Genomic DNA, 24,984 nt, shown 5'->3' with positions numbered 1-24,984 from the left:
ATTACCCATTACCTATTACCAACCGTATCTCACCTATTCAATTGCCACCACCTCAATCACTTTCTCCCCAGGATTCAGTTCAGCAATGCGATCGCCAGCGCCATCTTTACCGCGAACTGTAACTGTATCGACAGGTATCCGCACAACTCTTTGCGTATTTGCAACTAAAGCTGCTTCCTCTGTCGCCAACACCATCCCCGCTAAACCATCAGATTTAGACGTAAACTGCATTGCTTGCGTCCCAATATCACCGCGATTTCCCTGGCGTAGTGTGCTTGCGGATACTCGTTTCGCCGATCCTGATTGTGAAACTAGCAACACATTATCACCCAAGTTATCAAGCGCCACACCACCCACTAACTTCTCTTGCTTGCGTAGCCGCAATGCTTGTAAACCCACAGCAGTACGTCCCATAATTGGCAGTTGTTCGTCATTGACAGGAAAACGCAACAGTCGTCCGCCAATTGTGGCGAGAACCAAATTTTGCTCAGGTTGGACAACAAGGACTGATAATAACTCATCATCGTCTTTAAATTTAATCACTGTCAAACCGCGATTAGTAATACTCAAAAACTCTGTCATTGCCAACCGCTTGATTCGCCCTAATTTAGTTAACAAGACAAGTTGTGTTGTTTCTGGATCGTCGGGTAATAAAAATTGCGATACAACAGTTTCCGCAGTTGCCGAATTTGGCAGCAAGCCAATCAAAGGATTGCCACGTTTTTCTCCACGCCCTGATGAAGGAATTTCTCCAACTTGTAAGGGATAAACTTTGCCACTACCTGTTAACACAAGTAATGTCTGATCAGTTTTGGCAGGTTGAGTTTGAATCACACAATCATAATCAGAATTACCATTTTCTGCTTTTGATTTTCTACTGGGACGTTGACCATTTGCCGATCGCTTGACATATCCTCGCTGCGTAAACTCTAAAACCACTTCTTCCACAGGATGCACATTGAGTGGTACTTGGGGTTTTGATGAAGATTGCTGCTTTTCTCCTGTTGCTTTTTTATCTTCGATTGGTGGTAAATTCTGAGCTAACTTTGTCCGCCGCACATCACCAAACTTACGCTTGAGCGATCGCAAGTCTTTTTTTAAAGCTTTGAGTAACTCGCGGCGATCGTTGAGTAACTTTTGTAGTTCTTGAATTTGCGCGTTTAACGATTCAAATTCTTTTTTCAGGTTTTCCTGTTCCAAGCTTGTCAACCGACGCAGTGGCATTGATAAAATTGCATCTGCTTGTGCTTCTGTCAAATCAAATCGGCTTTGTAGTGTAATTTTTGCGGTACTACCATCACTTGCCTGACGCAGAATTGCAATGACATCATCTAGATGTGACAATGCCCGCAGTAAACCCGAAACAATATGTACGCGGCTTTCGGCTTGATGTAACTGATGCGAGTAGCGCCGATTAAGTGTCTCTTCGCGGAACTTGAGAAACTCGCGTAAAAGTTCGCGTAAACTTAACTGACGCGGTTGTCCATCAACAAGTGCTAGCAAAATTGCCCCAAAGTTCATTTGGAGGGCGGTTTGATGATACAAGTGCTGCAACACATCTTGCGGGTTGTTGTCGCGTTTGAGTTCAATGACAACGCGCATTCCAGTGCGATCGCTTTCATCGCGAATATCAGCAATGCCTTCTAAGCGTCCTTGATTGACTAACTCCGCAACTTTTTCAATCCAACCCGCCTTATTTACTTGAAACGGTAATTCAGTCACTATAATTGCAGTGCGTCGCTTACTGCCGCGTCCTCCAGGTACTTCTTCGACTTGAGCAACTCCCCGTAGTGTCATGCTGCCGCGACCAGTGCTGTAGGCTTCGCGAATGCCTGCTGTGCCAATGATTTCGCCACCTGTGGGAAAGTCAGGTCCAGGAATCAGTTCAAATAATTTTTCATCTGATAATTCTGGTTGATCGATCAGTGCAATCAAACCATCGATGAGTTCTCCTAAGTTATGCGGCGGAATATTCGTTGCCATCCCTACCGCAATTCCTGCACAACCATTCAACAGTAGCAGCGGCAATTGTGCGGGTAAAACAACAGGTTCTTGCTGCGAGTTATCGAAGTTACTAATAAATTCAATTGTCTCTTCGCCAATTTCTGCTAGTAATGCATCATGGCTAATTGGTGCTAAGCGTGTCTCAGTGTAACGCATCGCAGCTGGCGGATCATTATCCACTGAACCAAAATTACCATGCCCTGCAAGTAAAGGATAGCGACTGGAAAAGTCTTGCACTAATCGCACCAAGGCATCATACACTGCTTGATCGCCGTGAGGGTGATATTTACCAAGTACGTCTCCGACAACACGGGCGCATTTGCGATAAGGGCGATCGGGGGTTAACCCTAGTTCGTGCATCGCATACAGAATACGTCGGTGAACTGGCTTCAAGCCATCGCGCACGTCGGGTAATGCCCGCCCAACAATCACACTCATGGCGTATTCAAGATATGACCTTTGCATTTCTGTATGCAAAGCCGTAGGAATGACCTGTCCCTTGGAGAGAAGGTTTAATTGTTTCGCCATGAATTCTGTTCCCTGATTCCTAACAACAAAAGATGTCCTGTAATTTATAAACAATGAACAATAGCATAAAGGATAAATGGCTTGTGCCAGTATTTCAGCGGTAGTCGTTGAGTAAACAGCAGTAGTATTATCCTTAAATTAGAGGCAAGTACTTTCATGATTTGAAATGCCTCTTAATGTTCTTAATAAAATGGTATTTTCTGCCATAACTATAATCTGTTCATTTATGAATAATAGACAAACTGCGGTAAATCCTCGTATGAAAACTGTTTTAATTGTGGAAGACGATTTGATTAATGCACGGGTTTTTTCCAAAATTTTGATTAAACGTGGTGGCTTGGATGTCAAACATACCGAAAACGTAGAAGAAGTAATAAAAATTGCTACAGCGGGAGAAGCTGACATTATTTTGATGGATGTTTCTCTCTCTCGTAGTGTGTACCAAGGTAGAGCCGTTGATGGTATTAAGATTACCCAAATGTTGAAAGCGAATGCACAAACTGCTAAATTGCCGATTATTTTGGTAACAGCACACGCCATGGAAGGCGATCGCGAAAATTTTCTCAAGCAAAGTGGCGCTGATGGCTACATTTCCAAACCCGTTGTTGACCATCAACAGTTTATCGAGCAAATTTTGGCATTGCTGCCAAAAGACTAACAATACCTGCGTTGTTTTCACTTAAGTCCTCTACCGTAAGGAGTCTGACGCTACCCTTACCACAGTTATTAACCAGAACGATTCTAGTTTAGTACAAAAATACTATTCTATAGGGGGTGAGGGGTGAGTGAAGAGTGACTAGTGGCTAGTGACTAGTAAGAGTGTGGGAGAGTGGGAGCGTTTTAGAGTGGGAGTGTAGGAGAGATCTAATTATTATTGTTCTTTACTACCCAACTACCCAACTACCCGCCTACTCAACTACCCAACTACCCGCTGTTCCTCTGCTCCCCTGCCCTCTTCTAGAGCTTTTTGTAATATTGGGCAAGTGGTAACAGCCTAAAGCCTAGCTTTTCATAAGTGCGACGTGCTGGCGCATGACCTGGATCGCCACCAGTTGCGACCATTGCAACCGACATTTTTGCATCTTTCATCCAATCAAGCGCAAATTTTATTAAAGCAGAGCCAACGCCGCGACCTTGAAAGTCGGGATCGACAGCGATCATGTAAATTTCACCCACGCTGGGTTCTACATCTAGTTTCACGGCGACAAAACCCACGACTGCATCAGCAGCGATCGCAACCCATACATTTGTGTCTTCAGCCGCGCAAACATCCTTAACAGCCTTTTGTTGACTCACACGCCAATCAGGATAAAGTTCTCGAAAAACGTCAAAATCCATCATTTTCTCAATCGAATCAAAAACTGGTGCCCATGCTCGCAGCGAAAGGCGAATGACTGCATCAAGTTGATGCGCGTCGTAAGGTTCAATCCGTACTTCCATATGAACTTCAGTTAATGTTTAAGATTTCCAAGCAATGAAGCTACTGAACCTTCTTAAAGCCGACATTCAAATGAGTTTCTAGCGTAGTTTTGTGGATTTCACTTCATGAGCGTGTTACTCAATTTGAAATTGCTCAAATAGTTGGCTAAAGTCGCTCGGTTGCGCCTCGTAGTTCAACATTTGTTCATTCATGATGACCCATTTTTGAACACTTTGAGTCCACAAGTTGCCAACAGGCTTGAGCCAACTTGTATCATCCAATGTTCCAGGTTTAACATTGATAATTTTGGAGTTTCGGGCAGGGTTATGGAATAATCTTGTCCCGCACTCCTCACAAAATAAGCAAGTTACTTCACGTCCGCTATCAGCGACTCGCTGCCATTGTTTTGGTTGTCCTTGGAGGATGACAACTGCATCGCGGGGAACAGACATTGACATACCAAAAGCACTCGAAGATTGCTTTTGACATTCTTTGCAGTGACAAGCATAAAGCGTTAAAGGTTCAGCCCAGATCTCGTATCGAATTTGCCCGCACTGACATCCTCCAGTGTAAGGAGCGGTCATACCTTATTGCCCCAAACTAACAACTCATATTATCTGCGATCGCCCCCACCGATTACTTTCAAATATCACCTAACCAACACGGCAATAGCTTAGGAAGCCTAACAATTTCACTCGCCCCTCTGAAATTGGCTTCGCAGTTGCTCAATATTTGCAAGTAATTCAGCTTGTGGAATTGCACTTTGTTCTTTTGATGCCATCCACTTAAGTTTCACTGTTTGGTTTGCGGCTTCTTCGTCTCCTAAAATCAGACACGCGATTGCCCCACTGCGATCTGCCCTGGCAAATTGTTTTTTAAAAGCACTCCCGCTCAAGTCTAAATCTACACTAAACCCTGCTTGCCGCAACTTCTGAGCTAAAACAAGCGCCTGTGCTTGGGCTGTATCCCCGCGCGAAACAACATAAAAATCTACGCTCGGTGCAGCAGATTCCTGTAGCTGTTGCAACAATAAAATTAAGCGTTCTAAACCAATTGCCCAACCAACTGCAGGAGTTTCTGGACCACCCAACTGCGCGACTAAACCATCATAACGCCCACCACCACAAACTGTTGCTTGCGCACCCAAGTCATCCGATTGAATTTCAAACGCTGTGTGCGTGTAGTAATCGAGTCCGCGTACCAAGCGCGGGTTGAGTTGATAGCTAATGCCTAAGTCGGTAAGCAACTGCTGTACTTGATCGAAGTGCTGACGCGAGTATGTCCCCAGATGATCTAAAATACTCGGTGCATTTTGGGCAATTTCTTGCGTGCGTTTGTCTTTACTATCGAGAATTCGTAATGGATTGCGACTTAAACGATCCTGTGAATCAGGATCGAGTTCATCTTTGTACGGTGTTAAGTAGTTTATCAGCGCTTGGCGATACAAGTTGCGATCTTCAAGATTACCGACTGAATTGATATCAAGGTGGAGATTTTTTAATCCTAAAGCTTGCAGGATATTTGTAGCGATCGCAATAACTTCTACATCTGCTCTGGGGTCGGCACTTCCTAAAACTTCTACGCCCAATTGATGAAATTGCCGCTGTCGTCCGGCTTGCGGACGTTCGTAGCGAAACATTGGTCCGGTGTACCACAACCGCTGTACGCCACCTTGTGTATACAAACTATGTTCAATAAGCGATCGCACTACACCAGCGGTTCCTTCAGGGCGTAACGTAATCGAGCGATCGCCGCGATCGCAAAACGTATACATTTCTTTACCTACTACATCGGTAGCTTCCCCAATACCTCGCTCAAATAGCTCAGTTTGCTCAAAAATCGGAGTACGAATTTCGCGATATGCTGCTTTGAAAAGAATATCCCGCGCCCTAGTTTCTACCTGCTGCCAATATCCAACTTCCTCTGGCAGAATGTCTCGTGTCCCTCGTAGTGCTTGAATTTCGCCCATCAAATGCTCACATCAATTGCGTTTTGCAGTTACGTGTCGCGGCAGAAAATCTGACTACTCAGTTGCAGAATTCAGTTTTCTGAATGCGCCGTAACAATTCTGATAGTATGCCAAAATTTGAGCAACTCGTTCGCGACTTATCAAGTCAGCGTGTTGATCGTACTGAATCCACAAACCGCCAATTTGACTATAGCTGTAGTCAAACTGTTGATGAGCAGCAGGATATAGCCCTGCTTCGACTCCATCCACCTGCTGTAGATGCGCGGCGATTTCTCGGTAAACCGCTAATGGCAAGCCAGGAAACTCAACTTCATCCTTGAATTGATTTTGACTCATTTGCATAATTAAAACTCTCCTGGACCAGGTGTAAAAGGTGGAGGTGATGGTATCGGAGTAGCATTAGGAACTGTAGGTGGGGCAACTGGGACGGGTACAGGCGTACCTACTGGAGGTGCAGGTGACGTCACTTCTGGAGATGGAACTGGTTCTTCAGGTTCTTCTACTTCTGCTTCCGGTGGTGGTGGCGTGGGACTGGGTGTTGTTGTGTCTGTTGCATCTGATTCTGCGGTTTGCTCGCCGATCGCTTTAGATACTTCAACACCATATTGTTCCAAAATGACCACAGGTTCAATACCAGGACTCATCTCAATTCGTTTGACGAGGATTTCTCCGTTGGAAAGCCGTTGTCCCACACGCACGTAGCGGCTAGTTCCTTCATTAGGTACTTGAACAATTGCCTGCAACTGTTCGCCGATTTGAACAACGCCAGAAACTGCAACCTTTCTCGCTAACTCAGGCTCTGGAATTGACGGTAAAGGTGGTGGAAAAGAACCTTCATCTGGTGGTGGGAAAGGAATACCATCCTCTTGAGCAATAGGAGGACTACCATTATTACCATTGCTATTTGCGCCACCTCCAGGCTGTGAGCCACCATTAGGCGCTGCATTTTGCTCTGAGCCTGCACTACCACCATTACTTGCCGGAGAGGGTGGCGGTGGAGATGGTGCTGGCGTACTACTAGGAGTAGATGGTTGTGATGCGACTTGTGAAGTTCTAGGTGCTGTTCGCAAAAACAGTCCAGCAAAAGGGTCTTCTCTACCAGTTTGGACTTGCTGGGCACGTTGATTGCCGTTGGTTGGTTGAATAAGCACAGGAGAAGGAACGACAACAGTTGGTGATTGTGGAGCAACTGTTGGTTTAGTGAAAGGTTCCGCTGCAGGTGCAGGTGCTTCTTGTGGCAGTGATGCTGTAGAGTTAGTATCTTCGCCACTATTGCCACAACTCGCGATTGGCAACAAGATGGTGCCGACAAATGCGATCGCGGAAAGCTGGCGCATTGCCCTTACTCTAAAACTTTTATTACTCTCAGAATTTCCTTCCAATCCGCTATCTTCCAACATCTCAATCCCAGAGTTCTGGTACTTTTATAACCTAGATTAATTAAGTGACAGTAGTTTTCGAGTCGTCTAAAGACAATTTAATCTTCTGTACCAACCATTAACTGCTTCAAACAATCGAGTCCTTTTTTCACACGACGCGAAACTGTAACCACGCTAATGCCCAAGTGTTCTGCCACTTCTTTTTGTGTTAAGTCATATAAAAACACAAATTTCAAGATTTCGTGAGTGCGTTTCTCTAACTGATACAAAGATTGTTGTAAGCGAATGCGGTCATCTTGTGCAAGTTGAAAGCTACGATAATCTTGATCGGGAACTATTTCTCCTAAACAGGTTGTCCCTTCTTCAGATTCCTGAACAGGCATATCTAAGCTCAAGGGAGCGCGATTCAGCCACGCCAGTTTAACTTCTTGCCATTCCTCAAGTGATACGTTTAGTGCTGCGGCAATTTCAGCATCTGATGGTTGGCGGTTATATTTCTGGCGTAGTTCCTGTGACACTCCTACTGCTTGCTGCTGTAAAGCTAACCAACGGCGCGGAATTCGCACCATCACACCTTTATCTCGTAGGTAGTGCTGAATTTCTCCCCGAATATAAGGAACTGCAAAAGAACTAAAGGCATGACCCTTAGATAATTCAAAGCGTTCAACTGCCCGAATTAACCCAATGCAGCCAACTTGTAGTAAGTCTTCATAACTTTCTGTGCATTGATTGCTCCAGTAGTGTGCCTCTTTTCTTGCTAATCCCAAATTCAGGGTGACGAGTTGGTTGCGGATAGTTTGAGAGCGCCCTTGCTCGTAATCTCGCAGTAGATTTGCACTTGCCTGCTTCAATTCCTTCGGATTTACGGTATAACTTAGCACCATGATTATAGTAATAATTGAATGACAACAGAGGCGTTACTACTGCGTCGCGCAACTGTTTCTTGTTGATTGCTGGGGTAATGAGTAGCATGACTATGCATTGTGATAAACAGACAAAACAAGCTAAGAAACATCATTCAACGCTCAATTTAGCCAATACACGTAACTAGATAGACTTGATATCTGCAACTGAGATTGCTCGCTGCTGACTAATTAGAGTATTAATTTTTCCTGTTTTGATACCACCGAAATAACACTGAATTTTCTTGACTCTGATTGAGGTTCTCCTCAAAAACCCGTAAGCAAGGATTTTGTGCTTGAATTTGAAACTTGAGATGTGAAATTGAATTTATACCAAGCTCCATGCAGTAAACAACTAAATTATGATGACACTATTAGCAATTAGTAAGCATGCATGACAGTTAACCCATCACAAATAGAATTATGAAAATGAAACTTCCAACATCCTTAATTCAAGTTTCTTACTTTTAGTTGTAGGGTTCAGCTAGAGGTTAAAGTTATTGACTTTTCTGTGACATATTCTATTAGTAACTAATATCAGTACTAGATTGCCTATTAATATTAAAAATAGTTAATATCATTGAGCTTAATATTTATTCCGTTACTGATGTTTCTGTAACAACACTTGATATTTTGCTACTTCTCAACAGCAACGGTCAATAAAAAAGAGAGACTAACTGCTCTCTTAAGAAAATTTCTAATGACACTGTTACACAATTTGCTACCTAAAAGGAAGGAGATGAAAAGAACGAGATGTGTTTAGACATCTTGCTGTATCCTTCACTATCTCCTGCCACACTAACATCTATGCTACGCTCTCGTGGGTTCAATCCGAGCATAGAACAGACCACGAATCTTGACATCCAGCGCTTCACGCGCACCCAAATCCGTATCAGATGGCTGTTCGCTTTCAAAAGTACCTGCAACTTCACCTGTGCTGCTATCTACCTTAGCAACTTGTAGAGAAATTTCTCCTTTCAAGTTGGGAGTTTGCTTGCGGTTTGCTCTAACGAGTTCTTCACTATCTGCTTGAGCAGGAAGTGCAACTGCATTGTCATAACCGGTTATACCACCGCGACCTTTAGGATCGAGGAAGGCTGCAGAGCGGTAAGAAGGTACTTTAAAATCACCTTCAAAATCAGTAGATGTGTTAATGCTAGTTAGTCCTGGTTGGGTTTGAGCAACTAGATCTTTGATTGTGAACAAGAAAGGAACTCGCTCACCACCAGGAAGTTGTACCGTGATTGCTTGGAAGTCAAGCCCGTCTTCTTCCACAAAGGTTAGGCTGCCATCATTATTTATGTTGAGCTTGCCTTGTACCTGATCGATTGTAGAAGTGTAACGAGTTAATAATTTACCAGCAATATATTCTGGTTTTTGACGTTTGTTTGTGGGTTCTTCTTTAACAAAGAAGGTGGTTGGTTCCAAGCACAACTCAACTATTCTGTATGACTGATTAGGATCAATTGCAATGGAACCACGCGTTGTTTCTGAAAGTTGTGGACATTTGTTAGCCAAACCAGTACCTCTGATCTGGTCATAGGTGAGTACATCTCTACTACTAGCAGATGCAGGACCCTCACTACAAGCGGTTAGTACACCCAAGCACAATGCTATGAATGCAATAATTAGAGCGCGATACCTCATGGTCAACCTCAATCTTTTAACTTCGTATTTAACCTGCAAACTGCAAACATAATCTGCCAATAGAATTGAATATAGGCGTATATCAGCTTGTTTTACCAAAAGCTATAGCACAACGGCATGACAGTCATTACAGCGATAGACCGCGCTTCAATGCTCGTCCTCGGTTGGAATGTATAGGGGGTAAATAGCATTTTACTTGTACCTATAGAACTATCTTTGGAGGTTCATTGAACCGCTGGGATTTAGCTCAGGTCTGATGGTTTGCAGAATGGATCAGCCCAGATCCCAATACAAAATTTTACACGGCGTTGTCGCCAATACAGTGAAGATGACACAAACTAAGACAATCCTGTTAAGGATTTGACGTATTAGTACTGATTTTAATAAAAATCAATCAGCTACAAAGTAAGTAATCTGCTGTATCTTATTTATTGTTAACTTCATTTGACTAAATGCACGAAATGTGTAGTATATTTGCAGATAAAAGATAAAGTAACAGCTATCTCTTGACTAAAAAATCCTTGATCAGAGTTAAATTGGTATCGTTGGTACAACTGAGATGTTCTCATCTAGAGAAAAGATTGTACTATGTTTAACTACTTGCCTGGTTAATCTACTCTAAACTAATCTATGTTTTGCCTGAGATTGCGATACTGTATCGCATAGTCAGTAATGCAAGAAATTACATGTCAGCAACCTATTGAAAAGGAACATTAAGTTTGAGTCAGGACAATCAGCAGGCTGAACTGCAATCAATTGTGAATGCCATCCGTACCTTGGCAGAAAATTGTCAAGGCAATAATATTGCACTTTTATCTCTACTACGGCAGCTAGAGGGGCTACATCAAGAAATTCGTGATGGACTTTTTCAAGCATCTTTGCCAGACAATCGTCAAGCACTATACACGTTGCTGAAAGATATTGAATCTCAAGGAGGCTGGCCTTATATTGAGCGAATGCGATTACAAGCTTTATTTGTGAATGTCGAACCAGCACACAACAATCATAAGGGCGACGAGACAATAATTAACATCGCTACGACTCCAGAATTACACAATGGCGAAGCGACCATAATAAGAGACTAGTAGCTAGTGATTAGTTTTGAGTGTTGAGTTATGCATTTTGAGGTGACTACGTTTATAATTTATCATTCAAAATTCATAGCTACTTTGCGAAGTACTAATTCGTAGTTCTATATTATCCTCTACACCTCTGCTTCTTTAACTCTCTAACCCCTGTTCGTGAGAATTTGCGCGATACTGGTACAAGAAGCTTTAATCACAGATATAGAAATGGAAATTCGAGCAATTGATACCCCACTTCTAGATTGGACTGGGGATGGTCTTGCTATTGGCTTATTTGAAGAGACTGAATTGAGCAGTAGTGTCGTCCAGCTTGATGAAAAGTTTGCTGGTGCCATCAAAGAAATCGTTGATGAGACAGAATTCAAAGGCAAAGAAGGCAGTAGCGCTGTTACGCGCATTGGTAGTGGTAGTTCTGTACGTAAAGTGTTTCTGATCGGGCTAGGTAATCAAGAAGCACTGAAATTAGACATTTTGCGACGTGCAGCTGCTACTGTTGCTCGATTAGCGAAGAAGGAGAAATGCAAAATTGTGGGGGTAAGTCTACCAACAGTAGATAATGACCCTGCGGCAACAACACAAGCGATCGCCGAAGGTATTCAACTAGCTTCGTATCAAGATAATCGCTTTAAATCTGAACCTGAAGAGAAAGGCTTCACAGTCGAACGAGTCGATTTAATTGGATTTGCAGGGCAAGAAGAAGCGATCGCCCGTGCCAACTCAATTTGTACTGGAGTTAACTTAGCAAGAGAATTAGTTGCAGCCCCACCCAACGCAGTGACACCGATTACACTGGCAGAAACTGCACAGAAAATAGCCGACGATCATGGCTTACAACTAGAAGTTCTCGAACGTGAGGAGTGTGAAAAACTTGGCATGGGAGCTTTTTTAGGCGTTGCCCAAGCTTCTGATTTACCGCCTAAGTTTATTCACCTGACTTACAAACCCGAAGGCACTCCCAAGCGTAAGCTAGCAATTATTGGTAAAGGTTTAACGTTTGATTCTGGGGGCTTAAATATCAAAGCTGGTGCGGGTAGCAGCATTGAGATGATGAAAATGGATATGGGAGGTGCTGGTGCTACGTTAGGTGCTGCCAAAGCGATCGCCCAACTCAAGCCAGATGTCGAAGTTCACTTTATCAGTGCGGCTACCGAGAATATGATTAGTGGTCGAGCAATGCATCCTGGAGATATTCTGAAGGCTTCTAATGGTAAAACAATCGAAGTCAACAACACCGATGCTGAAGGTCGATTAACCCTAGCAGATGCACTAGTGTTTGCGGAGAAGTTGGGTGTCGATGCAATTGTTGATTTAGCAACTCTCACAGGTGCTTGCATTATTGCTCTAGGTGACGAAATTGCCGGCTTATTCTCTCCTGATGATGAACTAGCACATCAGCTTGCCCAAGCTTCCGAAGCCGCCGGCGAAAAACTTTGGCGGATGCCTTTTGAAGAAAAATACTTTGAAGGACTAAAATCTGGAATTGCTGATTTTAAGAATACAGGACCGCGTGGCGGTGGCTCGATTACAGCTGCATTATTTCTCAAGCAGTTTGTTAAAGAAACTTCTTGGGCGCATCTGGATATTGCCGGTCCCGTTTGGACAGATAAAGAAAATGGCTGTAGCAATCCTGGCGCAACAGGCTATGGTGTTCGTACTTTAGTTCACTGGGTACTGAACCAGTAAATATCTACATGGGTAGTGGGAAAACTACCCCCTGCCCTATTCTTCATGCTTTTGTTGTTCGTCAGTCATTGCTTGCTTGATTTCTGGCTTATCTAGGAGGTCTTTTGCCATATCCATAAACTTAAGGCTATCTGGATGGATAGTCTTTCTTTGCAATGTTGGTATAGCTTCAGAATCAAATTGATCCTCAGGAGGTGTGGATGGGCGATCTGAATCCATATATTCCTTGCTGAACTCGCCTTAGACAGAACTTGTATCGCATATCTTCAGTATTTATATTAACAGCGCGAAGCCATCACGACAAAATAGCTTTTGTTATAGAGAATACACAACCTGAGAAGATATTTAACGATAGCAGTTCATAAAATTCAAATGTAGATATTGATTTTCGATAAATTCAAGACACCCTCCTGCTATCTTGTGCAGTTAACAAACGATAAAGGAGGGAATAATAGTCGCTATTTAACTGATACAGCATCAACATCGATAGTACTTGCTGCGGAGCTTACATTTCCATCATCAGCAGCTTGATTGTATTCCGTATTTACTTTACGCGCTTTGACACCTTCAATCAGGATTTGAGAAATTTCTGCAACGAGCAGTGATATCAAAAAGACATCATCTATTTGTCCTACAACTGGCAGAAAATCTGGTGCAACGTCAAACGGTAGCAAGAAATAAAATGCTGTTCCTAACACAACCCACCAACGGTACTTAGGGTTACGCAAAAGATTGCGATACCAGTTATAAACCGCTTGAATGCTAAAGTTCATAGTTAATTGAGATTACCCTACACTTACTTTTATCGTGACAGACATCTGGGTAAACTTCTGGTAGAAATAACCGTCTGCTTTTTGTTTGGAAAATTCTACAGGTAACTTTTCTGGATACCTGTCCAAAGATAGGTGTGGCTGAAACTGAAATAATTTGTTAGTTTCTACAGTTAATCACCTAAAACTCTTTGCAAGATTGTGCTTAAGTGCTAGCTATCTGTTTCACAATAAGGATGCAGCCGATGGGTTCCCTTAATAAACAAACAATGTAAACTATGCTGTTGAAGAGAAATCAGCATTTGCTCGTAAACTCTAGCTAATGTCTGTTAAGCAAAATGACGCGCAATTCACGCGTCGAGCATAACATATGATTACGCGACTTGTACAATGAGGTCTTTGCCAAAAAGTCTAGTGAACGGAGGTATGTAAGAACGGTGGATGTCATAGAAATATTTAGAAATGGTGGACCAGCAATGCTACCATTGCTGGCACTCTCGATTTTGTCTTTGAGTGTCATTATTGAACGCTTGTGGTTTTGGTTTAGAATTTTGAACCAAGAACGAGAAATTGTAAATCGCATCCTTTATGCAGCTCGTGATAATTGGGCAGGAGCTACACAGCTTGCTAAAAGAGCCACAGATCAACCTATCGGGCGGTTTCTTTATGCTCCGTTGCGTTTGTCTAGACCTGATCCTGATCTCTTCCGACTAGCATTAGAAGCAACTGCTGAGGACGAATTAGCAGCCATGCGGCAAGGAGAAAAAATCCTTGAAGCAGTTATTGCATTAGCTCCCTTACTTGGTTTACTAGGAACCGTACTAGGTTTGATCCGATCTTTGAGAAATATTCGTCTTGGCGATCTCGGAACAGCTTCTGCGGCGGGAGTAACGCTAGGGATTGGTGAATCGCTGATTAGTACTGCAGCAGGTCTTGTTGTTGCAATTATTAGCCTAGCATTCTATCGGTTGTTTCAAGCTTTTGTTGTCAACCAAGTCAAAGTTTTCCGTAGAGCAGGAAGTGAGTTGGAAGTTTTATATCGTCAGAATTGGGGTGACAACGTGCCTGATCCTCAGAGCACTGCACCTCGGACAAATATTGTACAGCGAGATACAACTGAAACTTTCCGCATTCCACCACGTTCTGAGAAGAAAGGTCCAGATACATCGCCACTGTAAGCTAAACAATGTAGTCAGAATACATTACCGCTGGGTAGAGTTATGAATCATGAATGAAGTTAACTTAAAAATTCAAAACTCTATTGGGTTAACTCAAAATAGTGCCATCTGGCACGCGAATGCGAACAAAACTCAAAACTTTGAATAGTAAGTATTGCTGAGTATCACTGAGCTTCATCCTCACACATTAACTTGCAAGTTAAGCTCAAAACAACTTGTTATCTGCTAATGTCAATTCAACATGAAAATCAATTTACATTCTCCAATTGAAGAAGTTCAGGTTCAAATCATTCCTCTGATTGATGTCATTTTTTGTATCTTGACATTTTTCCTGCTAGCTGCGTTGCAATTTACTCGACAGCAAGCTATTAATGTAGACTTACCGAGAGCAAGTACTGGTACACCACCAGAAATTCGCCAGACTTTAATTGTAACGTTGGATGGAATTGGGCAAACTTATGTAGAGCAAGATGCCGTATCGCGAGATGAACTGACGCAACGATTGCAAGCTTATCGTCAGGCAAATCCTGAAGGAATTATGGTATTAAATGCTTCGCGCACCGCAAGTTACAATGAAGTGATTCAAGTACTCGATTTGCTACGAGCTGTCGGTGGCGATCGCGTGGCTTTAGCAACTCTACCAGGCGATGCTAATCAAGGTGTCAGTCCTATTCCTGTTGTTCCTGGAATTACACCTTCACCAGATCCACAAAATAACCTCAACGCTCCAATTCCTACAATTCCTCCTGCACCTGCTCCTAATCAATCTCCCATTCCTCCTAATGCAACACCTGCAGTTCCATAAACAGTAACGCTTAGTTACCGAAAACAGTAATTTCTGCCAATCTATAGATGTATACTTTCTTTTGCTTAAGTTACTTTACTGGCAGTAATGAATTTTTGATAAATCAATAATTTAAGCAAAGGATGTAGTCTATGTTGGTAGAGTTATTAATTGCATGGTTAGTCAGTGCATCAAGCTTGTTACTTGTTACACAACTGCCAGTAGGGGTAGAGGTTGATAGCACTCCTAAAGCATTTATTTCAGCTGCTGTTTTAGGCATTGTTGCAGCTGTAGTCAATCCCATATTAAAAGCCGTGTTTTTTATTCCTAATGTGGTGACGTTCGGCTTATTATCTGGTGTGTTCACTTTTATTATTGGTGCTGTGAGTTTAGCATTAGCAGCTTCTTTCGTAAGTGGCTTTCGCTTACGTGCAGGAATTTGGAGCGCATTGATTGGCGCATTAGCACTCTCAGTTGTCAGTAACTTAATTTATGGTTTTGTTGCTCTGTAAAGAGTTCTTAAAAAATGAATAGTAAGTTAGCAGCGGTTTCCTAAAAGGTAGACCGCTTTATTGTTGATAAGGCAGGGGCAGGCAAGCTGCCTACCTCACTATATACTTATGATTACGCTGGCACTTGAATTTGTTGACCGCTTCCTAGTTCAAAAGCTGTATGAATTGCTTTTAAAGCAAGAATGCCTTGTTCTTGTGCTACAACACAGCTGATTTTGATTTCTGATGTGGTAATCATTTGAATATTTATTTTGTGTTGAGCTAGTGCTTCAAACATCCGTGCTGCAACACCTGGTTGTCCTACCATTCCAGCACCTACGATACTCACTTTAGCGATCGCACTATCAACAACAACTTCACCCCAACCAAACTCTGTTGCAGCTTCTGCTAACACTCGACGGGCTTCTTCGGCATCAATTTGTGCCACAGTAAAGGCTATATCGCGTTTCGGGATACCATCAACAACACGACAACGCTGTGACTGAATAATCATATCTACACTGATGTTATGTTGCGCTAAAAGTCCAAACAACTTAGCGGCTGTTCCTGGGCGATCGTGGACTTGGCGAATTGCAAGTCGCGCTTGCTTAAGATCTAAAGCAACACCTCGCACAGGAGGTGTGTGATTTTGAATGGGTAGTTCGTTTTTGCCCAGTGCTTCCTGTCTATTAACTTCAAAAGTGCGACATAAAACATCAATAGCGCGATCGCAATCTTCTGCATCAATCACACAGCTAACCTTGACTTCAGAGGTAGAAATCATTTGAATATTGACTCCTGCATCTGAGAGCGTAGCAAACATTTGAGCCGCAACACCAGGACGCCCAATCATACCTGCACCGACGATGCTGACTTTGGCAATTTGTTGTTGCACCATGACTTCCGCTTCTTCTTGAGAGGCGTTGTGCGAGCGCAAAACTGGTGCGATCGCCTGTGCTACAGCTTCTGCTCGCTTGAGAATTGGTGTTGTGACAGTAAATGCAATGTCGTTTGTGTTACTTTCGTGAATAGATTGAATAATCAAATCAACATCTAAATTTTGTCTGGCAATTTCTCCAAATAAGCGGGCTGCAACACCAGGGCGATCGGGGACGCGTAGTAAAGCAACTTTTGCTTGATTGGTGTCGTATTCTACGCCATCTACTGGTTTGGTAATTTCTAAACCAACAAGCGATCGCGACTGAGGTTGAGGAGAGATCACTTTTGTGCCAGGTTCATCGCTCCAACTTGAGCGTACGACTAATTCAACACCATAGTTGCGGGCAATTTCTACTGCACGCGGATGCAGAACTTTTGCACCCAAGCTGGCGAGTTCTAGCATTTCATCGCTGGTAATTTCGGTCATTAGCTGTGCTTCTGGCACAATGCGCGGATCTGTCGTTAAAATTCCTGGTACATCAGTGTAGATTTCACAACAATTTGCTTTGAGTGCTGCTGCTAAAGCAACAGCAGAAGTATCTGAACCGCCACGTCCTAAAGTCGTAATTTCCCAGTCTGTTGTACTACTAATGCCTTGAAATCCAGCAACAACAACGACTTTGCTATCTTTAAGATACTTTTCAATTCGCTGAGAACTGATTTGTAAAATCCGAGCGCGAGTATGTTCTGCTTCAGTTACAATTCCCACTTGTGCGCCAGTCAGCGAAACCGCGGGTTGTCCAAACTCTTGCAACGCCATGCTGAGGAGAGCAATTGATACTTGTTCGCCTGTAGAAAGCAGCATATCCATTTCACGGCGACAAGGGTTAGAGGAAATAGCATTGGCTAATTTGACCAGACCATCGGTAGTTTTACCCATTGCAGAAACAACAACAACAAGTGAGTTTCCTGCTTGCACTGTTTGCATTACGCGCTGAGCAACTGCTTGAATCCGCTCAACTGAACCAACCGAGGTACCACCGTATTTCTGGACAATTAGTGCCATAGTTCTATTCCATTTATCCTGCCTAGCGAAAGTGCAAATAACGAAAGCGCCTCTTCGTGCTGGATCACAAAGCAGCTCTCACGTTAACCAGCTTAACTAACTTAGCAGACTCAATGGGGGCGATCGCACGCTGCGTTTACATTTTGTGTTTTTGTTTTCTGCAATACATCTGTCTGGAGATGTGATTTACTTTCAAGTCTCAAAACAATGCCTAAATCTCTGAGTAAGTCACTAATATCTTTATTAACTAATATTGCTTTTTCTTGTGAGTTTATGGGAGCGATCGCAACAAGTGCCAGGATTGAGGACACAACAAGCTGTTATGTCAAGTTGCACAGGGAAATATAAAATAGTGATCTAGCCTCTGTGGAGTAAGCGAGGCAAAATCGTAGCGAGTTCTACAGAATTGGGGCAGCAAAAGTCTGTATCCAAATAAAAGCTTGGGAATTTATTCACACTGACATTATTTTATGACTTCTTCGATCCGCTTCCTCATGTGTCCTCCTGACCACTATGACGTAGACTATGTGATTAATCCTTGGATGGAAGGAAATATCCATAAGTCTTCACGCGATCGCGCTGTCGATCAGTGGCAAAAACTGCACCATGTTATCAAAGATCATGCAATTGTAGACCTCGTACAACCCCAAAAGGGTGTTCCTGACATGGTATTTACGGCTAATGCGGGGCTTGTGTTAGGAGATAACGTTGTTCTCAGTCGCTTTTACCACAAAGAACGTCAGGGAGAAGAACCATACTTCAAACAATGGTTTGAGTCGCAAGGCTATACTGTGTATGAATTGCCAAAAGACTTGCCATTTGAGGGCGCAGGAGACGCACTACTAGATCGGGAAGGACGCTGGTTGTGGGCGGGTTATGGCTTTCGTTCAGAACTCGACTCGCATCCTTATATTGCCAAGTGGCTCGACATCGAAGTGATATCACTCCGGTTGATGGATGAGCGCTTTTATCACTTGGATACGTGCTTTTGTCCGCTTTCTGGTGGTTATTTGCTGTACTATCCACCTGCATTTGATTCGTATTCCAACCGCATGATTGAAATGCGCGTCGCACCAGAAAAACGAATTGCGATCGCTGAAGCCGATGCAGTGAATTTTGCGTGTAACGCTGTCAATATTGACTCGGTTGTGATTATGAACAAGGCGAGTGACAATCTCAAACAACGTCTCGCCAAAGCTGGATTCCAAGTTCTTGAAACACCACTAACAGAATTTCTCAAAGCAGGTGGTGCAGCAAAGTGCTTAACATTGCGAGTTACTGAACCTGTGCGCAGCGAAGTCACGGCTAATGCGTCGGTAGAAAGTCGGACAATTCGCTTGGAAGGACATTTACTTGATACTGGTTTAATTAACCGCGCTTTAGATTTAATTGTTGAAAATAGCGGTAGCTTTCAGGTACTCAAGTTCAATTTGGGAGAACAGCGACAAAGTACCTCAACCGCAGAGGTGAAAGTTTCGGCACCTTCGCATGATGTGATGGAAAGTATTCTGTCGCAACTGATTGATTTGGGTGCAGTCGATCTTCCTCACGATGAACGTGATGCTAAATTAGAGCCTGTATTGCAAGCTGGAGTTGCACCAGACGACTTTTACGTTACAACGATTTATCCGACAGAAGTGCGGATTAATGGTGAGTGGATAAGAGTACAAAATCAACGAATGGATGGGGCGATCGCAATCAAGCAAACCGCTGACGGACTATTAGCACGATGTAAGCTGCTACGCGATCTAGAAGTTGATGAACAAGTTGTTGTTGATGTTCAAGGTATACGTACCATCCGCAAAGCTGAATCACGCGAACAACGCAACGCCCAAGAATTCAGCTTTATGTCTGCGGGAGTTTCTAGTGAACGTCGCGTAGAATTGGTTGTTGAACAAGTCGCGTGGGAACTGCGGAAAATCCGCGACCAAGGTGGTAAGGTTGTTGTGACAGCGGGTCCTGTGGTGATTCATACAGGCGGTGGCGAACATTTATCACGATTGATTCGTGAAGGTTACGTGCAAGCACTACTCGGTGGGAATGCGATCGCTGTTCACGACATGGAACAAAACATGATGGGGACTTCTTTGGGTGTCGATATGCAACGCGGAGTTGCAGTAAGAGGCGGACACCGCCATCATTTGAAAGTGATCAACATGATTCGTCGTTACGGCAATATTGCCAAAGCTGTCGAACAAGGTGCATTAAATAGTGGCGTGATGTACGAGTGCGTGCGTGCAGGTGTACCATTTTCACTTGCTGGTTCAATCCGCGATGATGGACCATTACCCGATACGCAGATGGATTTAATTAAAGCACAACAAGAATATGCGCAGTTACTAGAAGGCGCAGATATGATTTTAATGCTGTCTTCAATGTTGCATTCTATTGGTGTTGGTAATATGACACCCGCAGGCGTGAAGATGGTGTGTGTTGATATTAATCCAGCGGTAGTGACAAAGTTAAGCGATCGCGGTTCAGTAGAATCCGTTGGTGTTGTTACCGATGTCGGCTTATTCCTCAGTTTGTTACTGCAACAACTAGATCGATTAACAAGTCCATATCATGTAGCTCAAATGGTTTAATCGACATTTTATAAGGTGGGCAATGCTCACCTTTTTTATTTAAATTAAAACTTTATAGCAGTCCAACTTCATAAGTTTTAATCAACACAAACACTATTTTTATTTCGGACTGTTACCAGCTAGAAGACCATCATTAAAGTAAATTTCAAAGCGAGCTTAGAAGCACAGTTTTTTAGGGCTTTTTCTACAGAATGATATCGGGAAAGGTTCTTGATAGTATAACTATTGATCATAATATCCAGAAAGTTTTTGCTTATTATCCCATATAGGATAGATAGAAAGCTTCTGTCTAATAAATAGTGATGCCGCAAACTAATTGGTAGCAAAGATAACCTTGAATGCAGCAGTATGAATCTATAAATTTTGCTATGACAATTACGGAAAATTTGGCTATGCTTACTCTAAGTATTACCGCAATCTCATTACTTACAGGGATTTTCTATCAAGCAGTGAGTGAAGCCTTGGATCGACGCAGACATCCTCCACAGGGTGCACTTGTGGATATTGGGGGATTTCGTCTATATCTCAACTGTATTGGGCAAGGTACACCAACGGTTGTTATGGATGCTGGTGGTGGTGCTTCCTCAATTGCATGGGGCTTGGTTCCATCTGAAATTGCTAAATTTACCCGTGTTTGCACTTATGATCGAGCAGGGTTGGGGTGGAGCGATCCCAATCCCAGGCTCTCCCGCACCAGTCAGCAGAGCGTTGATGAATTACATTCACTTTTGACTAAGGCTGGAATTAATCCTCCCTACATTTTAGTTGGTCACTCATTGGGTGGAGTCAATATGCGGCTGTATGCAAGTCAATATCCAGAAGATGTGGTCGGATTAGTGTTAGTCGATTCTTCCCATGAAAATCAGATGACATCCGAAATGTGGAGACGCATAAAAATGCAGTCTTGGCTTTATCAGGTTTTAAGGGTTGTTAGTCAAGTTGGAGTGCTGCGATTAATCGGGGAGATGAATCTGTTACCAATTCTTGAGGACATTAAGCGAGAAATTCAAAAATATCCGCTGGCAGTACAAACCTTATTTGATACCTATAAATCCTTCTGTTACCGTCCCGACTATTGGGCAACCGCATCCAGTGAACTTGCCAATATAAAAAAGAGCTTTGAGGAAGTTCAATCAGTTACATCACTGGGCAGCCTGCCTTTAATTGTGTTGAGCCAAGGTTCTAAAGATTCAAAGATGAGTGATGAAAGATTTCAGCAATGGGCATCGCTTCAATTAGACTTGACCAAACTATCGTCAAATAGCCAACATATCATTGCAGAAAATAGTGGACATCTTGTGCAACTAGATCAACCTGAGTTGGTTATTAGTGCAGTCCAACGGTTGATTGAGAGCGTCTAAAGTTATGAGTCTTCCATTGAGGCACGCCATTAGTAGAGACAGTAGCCTGATTACCTGTTGATATTCAAAAGCGCAGCGTAACATATTCCTTACTGGAGCCAACCATCGATAGTTATCTGTAAGAGCCAAAAGTTCATAACTAACCTGAGTTCGGGTTAAGTTATTGGAGATAAAAGCCAGTCCATCTGAAGGGTAGGTTTCTTAGGTTGATGGCAATAAGCAATTAATCCACACAGAACGTTAACGCAAAAATTAACAGGGCTTCGGTGCCTGGAATGTTCAATTTGGGAAATATTCTTGAGTTGATCGTTAATGGTCTCAATGAGCGAGCGTTTACGGGATAACAGTTTGTCATGAAGACGCATGAGCTTGTTGTTCATGTTGCGACGAGGTTTTGCCAAAAATTGAATGCCGAATTGCAAAAGTTGAGCAGTGAGTTTTTGAGAGACATAACCTCTATCGGCAAAAATTTTGCCTCGAAGTTGACTCAGTAGAGCGGTGACTGGTTGACGGTCATCAATGTTACCAGGAGTGAGAGTGACATTTAACAGTTGACCAAATTCATTGACGACAATATGAAGCTTGAACCCATAAAACCAGTCCACAGAAGTTTTACCACGAGCAGCTAAACCTTCAAATACCTTATGCCTAGAAATCCGACGATTGTGACAGACCTTCAAGCTCGTTGAATCGATAAAACTGATCCCCGTACAAGTTCCAAAACAATGCTTTAGATAGGCACACAACGGTATCAAGGTAGATGGTATCCATTCGATAAATCTTTGATAACTCGGAAGACCAGGAAACGCATTACTCCAGTATTGTTTCACTTGATTCAAATAAAAAAACTTGAAATTTCGGGATTGATTCTGATCAAATGCAATCAAAATCGTCATCATCTCACTCAAACATAGACTTTTTGCCCGATGACGTTTGATTTGTCCTTGATTTAACAGCTTTTTGTGCCATTGTGCTTCAAAACCTTGGCAGAAATCATCTACATGGCAGAATAAAGCTTCTAATTCTAAACTAAGCATAGGACAGGTTGCTGGATTTAACGCTATTTTCAGCTTACTACCTGTCCCTTTCCTTATCCCGAACTCAGGTTAACTAAATAACTTAGCAGTGGTGACAAAATCAAGCGATCGCACTTTAGTAAAACCAGTTAGTATTGTTATCGATTCGATTTATTTTTCAGTTTATTAGGGCAATAACTCGCTCTATTAATAAGTGTATATCACCTAGTTTAAATAGTTTAATTGAGATTATGAAAGTGAGCATGACGTACCTTGTTTATTAGATCTTATAAAATGGTTGAAAGAGCATAAAAAATAAACAATCACTTTTACCTTCAAGTTAATTATATAGACAAAAAAAGTTAGATTGATTGAGTAAAACTAAATTGTGAAACACCACTGAAAAAAGATAGTATGAGTATTAACATCAAAGAGCAATTATTAAAAGAGATAGAAAAAGCATCCGATTCCACCTTGAAAGAAGTGTTAGATTTTTTGCTGTTTATTCAGTTTAGAGAACTTCAGCAAGAACAGCTTGAGATTAGCCTATTGAGTGAGCCAATTTTAGCAGAAGATTGGTTGACTCCAGAAGAGGATGAAGCATGGCAGCATTTGTAAAAGGAGATGTCGTGGTTGTCCCTTTCCCCTTCTCAGATTTAACCAGTACCAAAAGACGACCTGCTTTAGTGGTTGCTGAGTTAACCAGAAATGATTTGATTCTCTGCTTGATTACCAGCCAAACTGTAAACGACAGCTACACAACATTAATTGAAGACGATAATTTTGAAACGGGTGGCCTAAGTAAAACCAGTTACGCTAAATCTAACCGAGTGTTTACTGCTAATGAACAAATCATTGCTTACAAAGCAGGAACATTAACTTTGGAAAAAACAAATGAGGTTATTAACAAATTGATTGCAATACTACAACAGTGAATTGGACTTTCTGTAAACGAGGTGCGATCGCCTCACTAATAAAGTTGTGTGTTTGCTACATAGGCAAACTGAAGATAAAGGGGTGGTTTTCCTTAGCAGTATAGAATGGTGGAAAAAAGAGCAAAATGAGTATTTCTATCATCGATCAGGTCATTGAACACTTAAGAGCTATGCCACAGGACTTACAATGGCAGGTACTTGAGTTCACTCGGACGTTGGTAAAAGCTGAAGTTAGAGGTACTCCAGGAAAGCAATTGCTACGTTTTGCAGGTTCAATTCCTTCTGATGATCTTCAGGCGATCCGCGAGGCAATTGAGCAAGACTGCGAGCAGGTAGACCTCAATGAGTGGTAGGTATTTGTTGGATACTAATATCATCGAAGTAGTGATTTGCTGGAACTTGCCAAAACAGGAGTAGAAAGACTGAAGCAATAACAATAGCGTGAATAAGTTAGCAACTAAAAGCTATGGGACAAAACTAACATGATGGTTAATACCATAGAACTGCCAATCGAAAAAATTGCTGCTAACAACGCGATCGCTGGCAAATTATCGAGTTTGCCCTATTTGGTTCGGTTCTGCGTGATGACTTTCGCCCCGACAGTGACATTGATGTAATGGTGCCATTTCACTCAGAGGCTCACCCCACCTTCAGTAGTCTAGACCAAATGGAAGCAGAGTTAAAAACTATTTTCCGCAGAGAAATTGACCTCATCACTCGTCAAGGAATTGAAACTAGTCGTAACTACTTACGCCGTCATGAAATCCTTTTACTCAGTTTGTTGGTGCAACAATTTAGATCGATTAACAAGTCCATATCACGTAGCTCAAATGGTTTAATCGAGTTTATGTATGGTGAGCATTGCTCACCTTATTTGTTTAAATTAAAATTTATGGCAGTTCAGTTTCAGTAAGTTTTTAAGATTTTTTCTTAAGTTTTTTAAGATTTTTTCTATAGATAGAGTGATATTTAGAAAGCTTCATAATAACATAACATCCAAATAGTTTCTGTATAATAAATGGTCATCTTAACTGTATTGATATGAAGGTGATTTCTATGGGAAATAGCGTTAGTTTTTGTTGAGTAAACTTCGATAGAATCTGGCATTGAGTAAGTGAAGTAACTGAACTACAGATATGCATAACTACTTCAATACATCCGTTACACAAAATACATTTTTTTCTTGCAATAGCTGAATGTTAAGAATTTAACTCTTTCACTGGTGTCAAAATTTATCAAGTTGATTGTCAAGTAAGATTCACATATTCTTAGTAGCAACATTTAGTATCAACATACTGAAAG

General features: G+C 42.3%; 24 protein-coding genes and 1 pseudogene. 12 read left to right on the top strand and 13 right to left on the bottom strand.

Annotation, left to right across the window (positions count from 1 at the left end):
- Nucleotides 1–33: 33 nt before the first annotated feature.
- The gene (gene gyrA, locus CSQ79_RS23850; RefSeq protein WP_099703604.1) at nucleotides 34–2,532 is read right to left on the bottom strand and encodes a DNA gyrase subunit A; all 2,499 of its coding nucleotides are present in this window, start codon (nucleotides 2,530–2,532) and stop codon (nucleotides 34–36) included.
- 259 nt (nucleotides 2,533–2,791) lie between these two features.
- Between gyrA and CSQ79_RS23845 the strand changes: the two genes are divergently transcribed.
- Nucleotides 2,792–3,190 (top strand): response regulator, encoded by a 399-nt coding sequence (locus tag CSQ79_RS23845; RefSeq protein WP_099703625.1) that lies wholly within the window; start codon nucleotides 2,792–2,794, stop codon nucleotides 3,188–3,190.
- Between the two features lie 299 nt (nucleotides 3,191–3,489).
- Here CSQ79_RS23845 and CSQ79_RS23840 read toward each other — a convergent pair whose 3' ends face one another.
- The 7 genes from CSQ79_RS23840 to CSQ79_RS23810 form a co-directional block, all read right to left on the bottom strand.
- The gene (locus CSQ79_RS23840; protein ID WP_099703603.1) at nucleotides 3,490–3,972 is read right to left on the bottom strand and encodes a GNAT family N-acetyltransferase; all 483 of its coding nucleotides are present in this window, start codon (nucleotides 3,970–3,972) and stop codon (nucleotides 3,490–3,492) included.
- A gap of 114 nt (nucleotides 3,973–4,086) precedes the next feature.
- Nucleotides 4,087–4,536 (bottom strand): GFA family protein, encoded by a 450-nt coding sequence (locus CSQ79_RS23835; RefSeq protein WP_099703602.1) that lies wholly within the window; start codon nucleotides 4,534–4,536, stop codon nucleotides 4,087–4,089.
- Nucleotides 4,537–4,643: 107 nt separating this feature from the next.
- On the bottom strand, nucleotides 4,644–5,921 hold the full coding sequence (hisS, locus tag CSQ79_RS23830; protein ID WP_099703601.1) for a histidine--tRNA ligase: 1,278 nt from the start codon (nucleotides 5,919–5,921) through the stop codon (nucleotides 4,644–4,646).
- A gap of 54 nt (nucleotides 5,922–5,975) precedes the next feature.
- Entirely contained in the window at nucleotides 5,976–6,263 is a 288-nt protein-coding gene (locus CSQ79_RS23825) for an acyltransferase (RefSeq protein WP_099703600.1), read from the bottom strand.
- 2 nt (nucleotides 6,264–6,265) lie between these two features.
- Nucleotides 6,266–7,258: a hypothetical protein gene (locus CSQ79_RS23820; protein ID WP_143755497.1), complete on the bottom strand. Its 993-nt coding sequence runs from the start codon at nucleotides 7,256–7,258 to the stop codon at nucleotides 6,266–6,268.
- Between the two features lie 140 nt (nucleotides 7,259–7,398).
- Complete coding sequence (locus CSQ79_RS23815) at nucleotides 7,399–8,184, bottom strand: RNA polymerase sigma factor SigF (protein ID WP_099703598.1); 786 nt, start codon at nucleotides 8,182–8,184, stop codon at nucleotides 7,399–7,401.
- Nucleotides 8,185–9,012: 828 nt separating this feature from the next.
- On the bottom strand, nucleotides 9,013–9,849 hold the full coding sequence (locus CSQ79_RS23810; protein ID WP_099703597.1) for a photosystem II manganese-stabilizing polypeptide: 837 nt from the start codon (nucleotides 9,847–9,849) through the stop codon (nucleotides 9,013–9,015).
- Between the two features lie 719 nt (nucleotides 9,850–10,568).
- Here CSQ79_RS23810 and CSQ79_RS23805 point away from each other — a divergent pair.
- Nucleotides 10,569–10,934 carry a hypothetical protein gene (locus tag CSQ79_RS23805; RefSeq protein ID WP_099703596.1) on the top strand — a complete coding sequence of 122 codons (366 nt, stop codon included), beginning with the start codon at nucleotides 10,569–10,571 and terminating at the stop codon, nucleotides 10,932–10,934.
- Nucleotides 10,935–11,141: 207 nt separating this feature from the next.
- A complete protein-coding gene (locus CSQ79_RS23800; protein WP_099703624.1) occupies nucleotides 11,142–12,617 on the top strand; it encodes a leucyl aminopeptidase in 1,476 nt (491 codons plus the stop codon).
- Nucleotides 12,618–12,653: 36 nt separating this feature from the next.
- Here CSQ79_RS23800 and CSQ79_RS23795 read toward each other — a convergent pair whose 3' ends face one another.
- Together CSQ79_RS23795 and CSQ79_RS23790 are read right to left on the bottom strand one after the other, a co-directional pair.
- Nucleotides 12,654–12,836 (bottom strand): hypothetical protein, encoded by a 183-nt coding sequence (locus CSQ79_RS23795; protein WP_099703595.1) that lies wholly within the window; start codon nucleotides 12,834–12,836, stop codon nucleotides 12,654–12,656.
- 239 nt (nucleotides 12,837–13,075) lie between these two features.
- Nucleotides 13,076–13,390, bottom strand: a complete 315-nt coding sequence (locus CSQ79_RS23790; protein WP_099703594.1) for a YkvA family protein — start codon at nucleotides 13,388–13,390, stop codon at nucleotides 13,076–13,078.
- A 473-nt stretch (nucleotides 13,391–13,863) separates the two neighbouring features.
- Between CSQ79_RS23790 and CSQ79_RS23785 the strand changes: the two genes are divergently transcribed.
- From CSQ79_RS23785 to CSQ79_RS23775, 3 genes are all read left to right on the top strand, one after another.
- Nucleotides 13,864–14,565: a MotA/TolQ/ExbB proton channel family protein gene (locus tag CSQ79_RS23785; protein ID WP_228055292.1), complete on the top strand. Its 702-nt coding sequence runs from the start codon at nucleotides 13,864–13,866 to the stop codon at nucleotides 14,563–14,565.
- Nucleotides 14,566–14,806: 241 nt separating this feature from the next.
- On the top strand, nucleotides 14,807–15,370 hold the full coding sequence (locus CSQ79_RS23780; RefSeq protein WP_099703592.1) for an ExbD/TolR family protein: 564 nt from the start codon (nucleotides 14,807–14,809) through the stop codon (nucleotides 15,368–15,370).
- Nucleotides 15,371–15,501: 131 nt separating this feature from the next.
- The gene (locus CSQ79_RS23775) at nucleotides 15,502–15,861 is read left to right on the top strand and encodes a phage holin family protein (RefSeq protein WP_099703591.1); all 360 of its coding nucleotides are present in this window, start codon (nucleotides 15,502–15,504) and stop codon (nucleotides 15,859–15,861) included.
- Between the two features lie 112 nt (nucleotides 15,862–15,973).
- On the opposite strand, the gene CSQ79_RS23770 is transcribed toward CSQ79_RS23775, so the two are convergent.
- Both CSQ79_RS23770 and CSQ79_RS27170 read right to left on the bottom strand, forming a co-directional pair.
- Nucleotides 15,974–17,785, bottom strand: a complete 1,812-nt coding sequence (locus CSQ79_RS23770; protein WP_099703590.1) for an aspartate kinase — start codon at nucleotides 17,783–17,785, stop codon at nucleotides 15,974–15,976.
- A gap of 110 nt (nucleotides 17,786–17,895) precedes the next feature.
- A complete protein-coding gene (locus tag CSQ79_RS27170) occupies nucleotides 17,896–18,096 on the bottom strand; it encodes a hypothetical protein (protein WP_143755496.1) in 201 nt (66 codons plus the stop codon).
- Nucleotides 18,097–18,255: 159 nt separating this feature from the next.
- Here CSQ79_RS27170 and argZ point away from each other — a divergent pair, with 159 nt between their 5' ends.
- Nucleotides 18,256–20,370 (top strand): bifunctional arginine dihydrolase/ornithine cyclodeaminase, encoded by a 2,115-nt coding sequence (gene argZ, locus CSQ79_RS23765; protein ID WP_099703589.1) that lies wholly within the window; start codon nucleotides 18,256–18,258, stop codon nucleotides 20,368–20,370.
- Nucleotides 20,371–20,762: 392 nt separating this feature from the next.
- Complete coding sequence (locus CSQ79_RS23760; protein ID WP_099703623.1) at nucleotides 20,763–21,731, top strand: alpha/beta fold hydrolase; 969 nt, start codon at nucleotides 20,763–20,765, stop codon at nucleotides 21,729–21,731.
- Between the two features lie 155 nt (nucleotides 21,732–21,886).
- On the opposite strand, the gene CSQ79_RS23755 is transcribed toward CSQ79_RS23760, so the two are convergent.
- Nucleotides 21,887–22,768 (bottom strand): IS982 family transposase, encoded by an 882-nt coding sequence (locus CSQ79_RS23755; RefSeq protein WP_099703588.1) that lies wholly within the window; start codon nucleotides 22,766–22,768, stop codon nucleotides 21,887–21,889.
- Nucleotides 22,769–23,161: 393 nt separating this feature from the next.
- On the opposite strand from CSQ79_RS23755, the gene CSQ79_RS23750 reads away from it, so the two are divergent.
- From CSQ79_RS23750 to CSQ79_RS28715, 4 genes and pseudogenes are all read left to right on the top strand, one after another.
- On the top strand, nucleotides 23,162–23,365 hold the full coding sequence (locus tag CSQ79_RS23750; RefSeq protein WP_289501506.1) for a DUF2281 domain-containing protein: 204 nt from the start codon (nucleotides 23,162–23,164) through the stop codon (nucleotides 23,363–23,365).
- Entirely contained in the window at nucleotides 23,350–23,682 is a 333-nt protein-coding gene (locus CSQ79_RS23745; protein ID WP_099703587.1) for a type II toxin-antitoxin system PemK/MazF family toxin, read from the top strand. The genes CSQ79_RS23750 and CSQ79_RS23745 overlap by 16 nt, the downstream gene beginning before the upstream one ends.
- A gap of 125 nt (nucleotides 23,683–23,807) precedes the next feature.
- Nucleotides 23,808–24,035 carry a hypothetical protein gene (locus tag CSQ79_RS23740; RefSeq protein ID WP_099703586.1) on the top strand — a complete coding sequence of 76 codons (228 nt, stop codon included), beginning with the start codon at nucleotides 23,808–23,810 and terminating at the stop codon, nucleotides 24,033–24,035.
- Nucleotides 24,036–24,164: 129 nt separating this feature from the next.
- Nucleotides 24,165–24,451 (top strand): annotated as a pseudogene (locus tag CSQ79_RS28715) (nucleotidyltransferase family protein); the annotation flags it as partial.
- Nucleotides 24,452–24,984: the final 533 nt, after the last annotated feature.

This window comes from Gloeocapsopsis sp. IPPAS B-1203, from assembly GCF_002749975.1.
Taxonomy (GTDB): domain Bacteria; phylum Cyanobacteriota; class Cyanobacteriia; order Cyanobacteriales; family Chroococcidiopsidaceae; genus Gloeocapsopsis.
This window is presented reverse-complemented; position numbering and strand designations above follow the sequence as displayed.

What these genes read in the sequence shown, in the direction of transcription:
- gyrA (WP_099703604.1), bottom strand. Translation starts at nt 2,532, where the DNA reads ATGGCGAAACAATTAAACCTTCTCTCCAAGGGACAGGTCATTCCTACG.
- CSQ79_RS23795 (WP_099703595.1), bottom strand. Translation starts at nt 12,836, where the DNA reads ATGGATTCAGATCGCCCATCCACACCTCCTGAGGATCAATTTGATTCT.
- CSQ79_RS23790 (WP_099703594.1), bottom strand. Translation starts at nt 13,390, where the DNA reads ATGAACTTTAGCATTCAAGCGGTTTATAACTGGTATCGCAATCTTTTG.
- CSQ79_RS23810 (WP_099703597.1), bottom strand. Translation starts at nt 9,849, where the DNA reads ATGAGGTATCGCGCTCTAATTATTGCATTCATAGCATTGTGCTTGGGT.
- CSQ79_RS23780 (WP_099703592.1), top strand. Translation starts at nt 14,807, where the DNA reads ATGAAAATCAATTTACATTCTCCAATTGAAGAAGTTCAGGTTCAAATC.
- CSQ79_RS23750 (WP_289501506.1), top strand. Translation starts at nt 23,162, where the DNA reads ATGAGTATTAACATCAAAGAGCAATTATTAAAAGAGATAGAAAAAGCA.
- CSQ79_RS23745 (WP_099703587.1), top strand. Translation starts at nt 23,350, where the DNA reads ATGGCAGCATTTGTAAAAGGAGATGTCGTGGTTGTCCCTTTCCCCTTC.
- CSQ79_RS23845 (WP_099703625.1), top strand. Translation starts at nt 2,792, where the DNA reads ATGAAAACTGTTTTAATTGTGGAAGACGATTTGATTAATGCACGGGTT.
- CSQ79_RS23785 (WP_228055292.1), top strand. Translation starts at nt 13,864, where the DNA reads ATGCTACCATTGCTGGCACTCTCGATTTTGTCTTTGAGTGTCATTATT.
- CSQ79_RS23815 (WP_099703598.1), bottom strand. Translation starts at nt 8,184, where the DNA reads ATGGTGCTAAGTTATACCGTAAATCCGAAGGAATTGAAGCAGGCAAGT.
- CSQ79_RS23770 (WP_099703590.1), bottom strand. Translation starts at nt 17,785, where the DNA reads ATGGCACTAATTGTCCAGAAATACGGTGGTACCTCGGTTGGTTCAGTT.
- CSQ79_RS23760 (WP_099703623.1), top strand. Translation starts at nt 20,763, where the DNA reads ATGCTTACTCTAAGTATTACCGCAATCTCATTACTTACAGGGATTTTC.
- hisS (WP_099703601.1), bottom strand. Translation starts at nt 5,921, where the DNA reads ATGGGCGAAATTCAAGCACTACGAGGGACACGAGACATTCTGCCAGAG.
- CSQ79_RS23825 (WP_099703600.1), bottom strand. Translation starts at nt 6,263, where the DNA reads ATGCAAATGAGTCAAAATCAATTCAAGGATGAAGTTGAGTTTCCTGGC.
- CSQ79_RS23835 (WP_099703602.1), bottom strand. Translation starts at nt 4,536, where the DNA reads ATGACCGCTCCTTACACTGGAGGATGTCAGTGCGGGCAAATTCGATAC.
- CSQ79_RS23740 (WP_099703586.1), top strand. Translation starts at nt 23,808, where the DNA reads ATGAGTATTTCTATCATCGATCAGGTCATTGAACACTTAAGAGCTATG.
- CSQ79_RS23840 (WP_099703603.1), bottom strand. Translation starts at nt 3,972, where the DNA reads ATGGAAGTACGGATTGAACCTTACGACGCGCATCAACTTGATGCAGTC.
- argZ (WP_099703589.1), top strand. Translation starts at nt 18,256, where the DNA reads ATGACTTCTTCGATCCGCTTCCTCATGTGTCCTCCTGACCACTATGAC.
- CSQ79_RS23820 (WP_143755497.1), bottom strand. Translation starts at nt 7,258, where the DNA reads ATGCGCCAGCTTTCCGCGATCGCATTTGTCGGCACCATCTTGTTGCCA.
- CSQ79_RS23800 (WP_099703624.1), top strand. Translation starts at nt 11,142, where the DNA reads ATGGAAATTCGAGCAATTGATACCCCACTTCTAGATTGGACTGGGGAT.
- CSQ79_RS23755 (WP_099703588.1), bottom strand. Translation starts at nt 22,768, where the DNA reads ATGCTTAGTTTAGAATTAGAAGCTTTATTCTGCCATGTAGATGATTTC.
- CSQ79_RS23775 (WP_099703591.1), top strand. Translation starts at nt 15,502, where the DNA reads ATGTTGGTAGAGTTATTAATTGCATGGTTAGTCAGTGCATCAAGCTTG.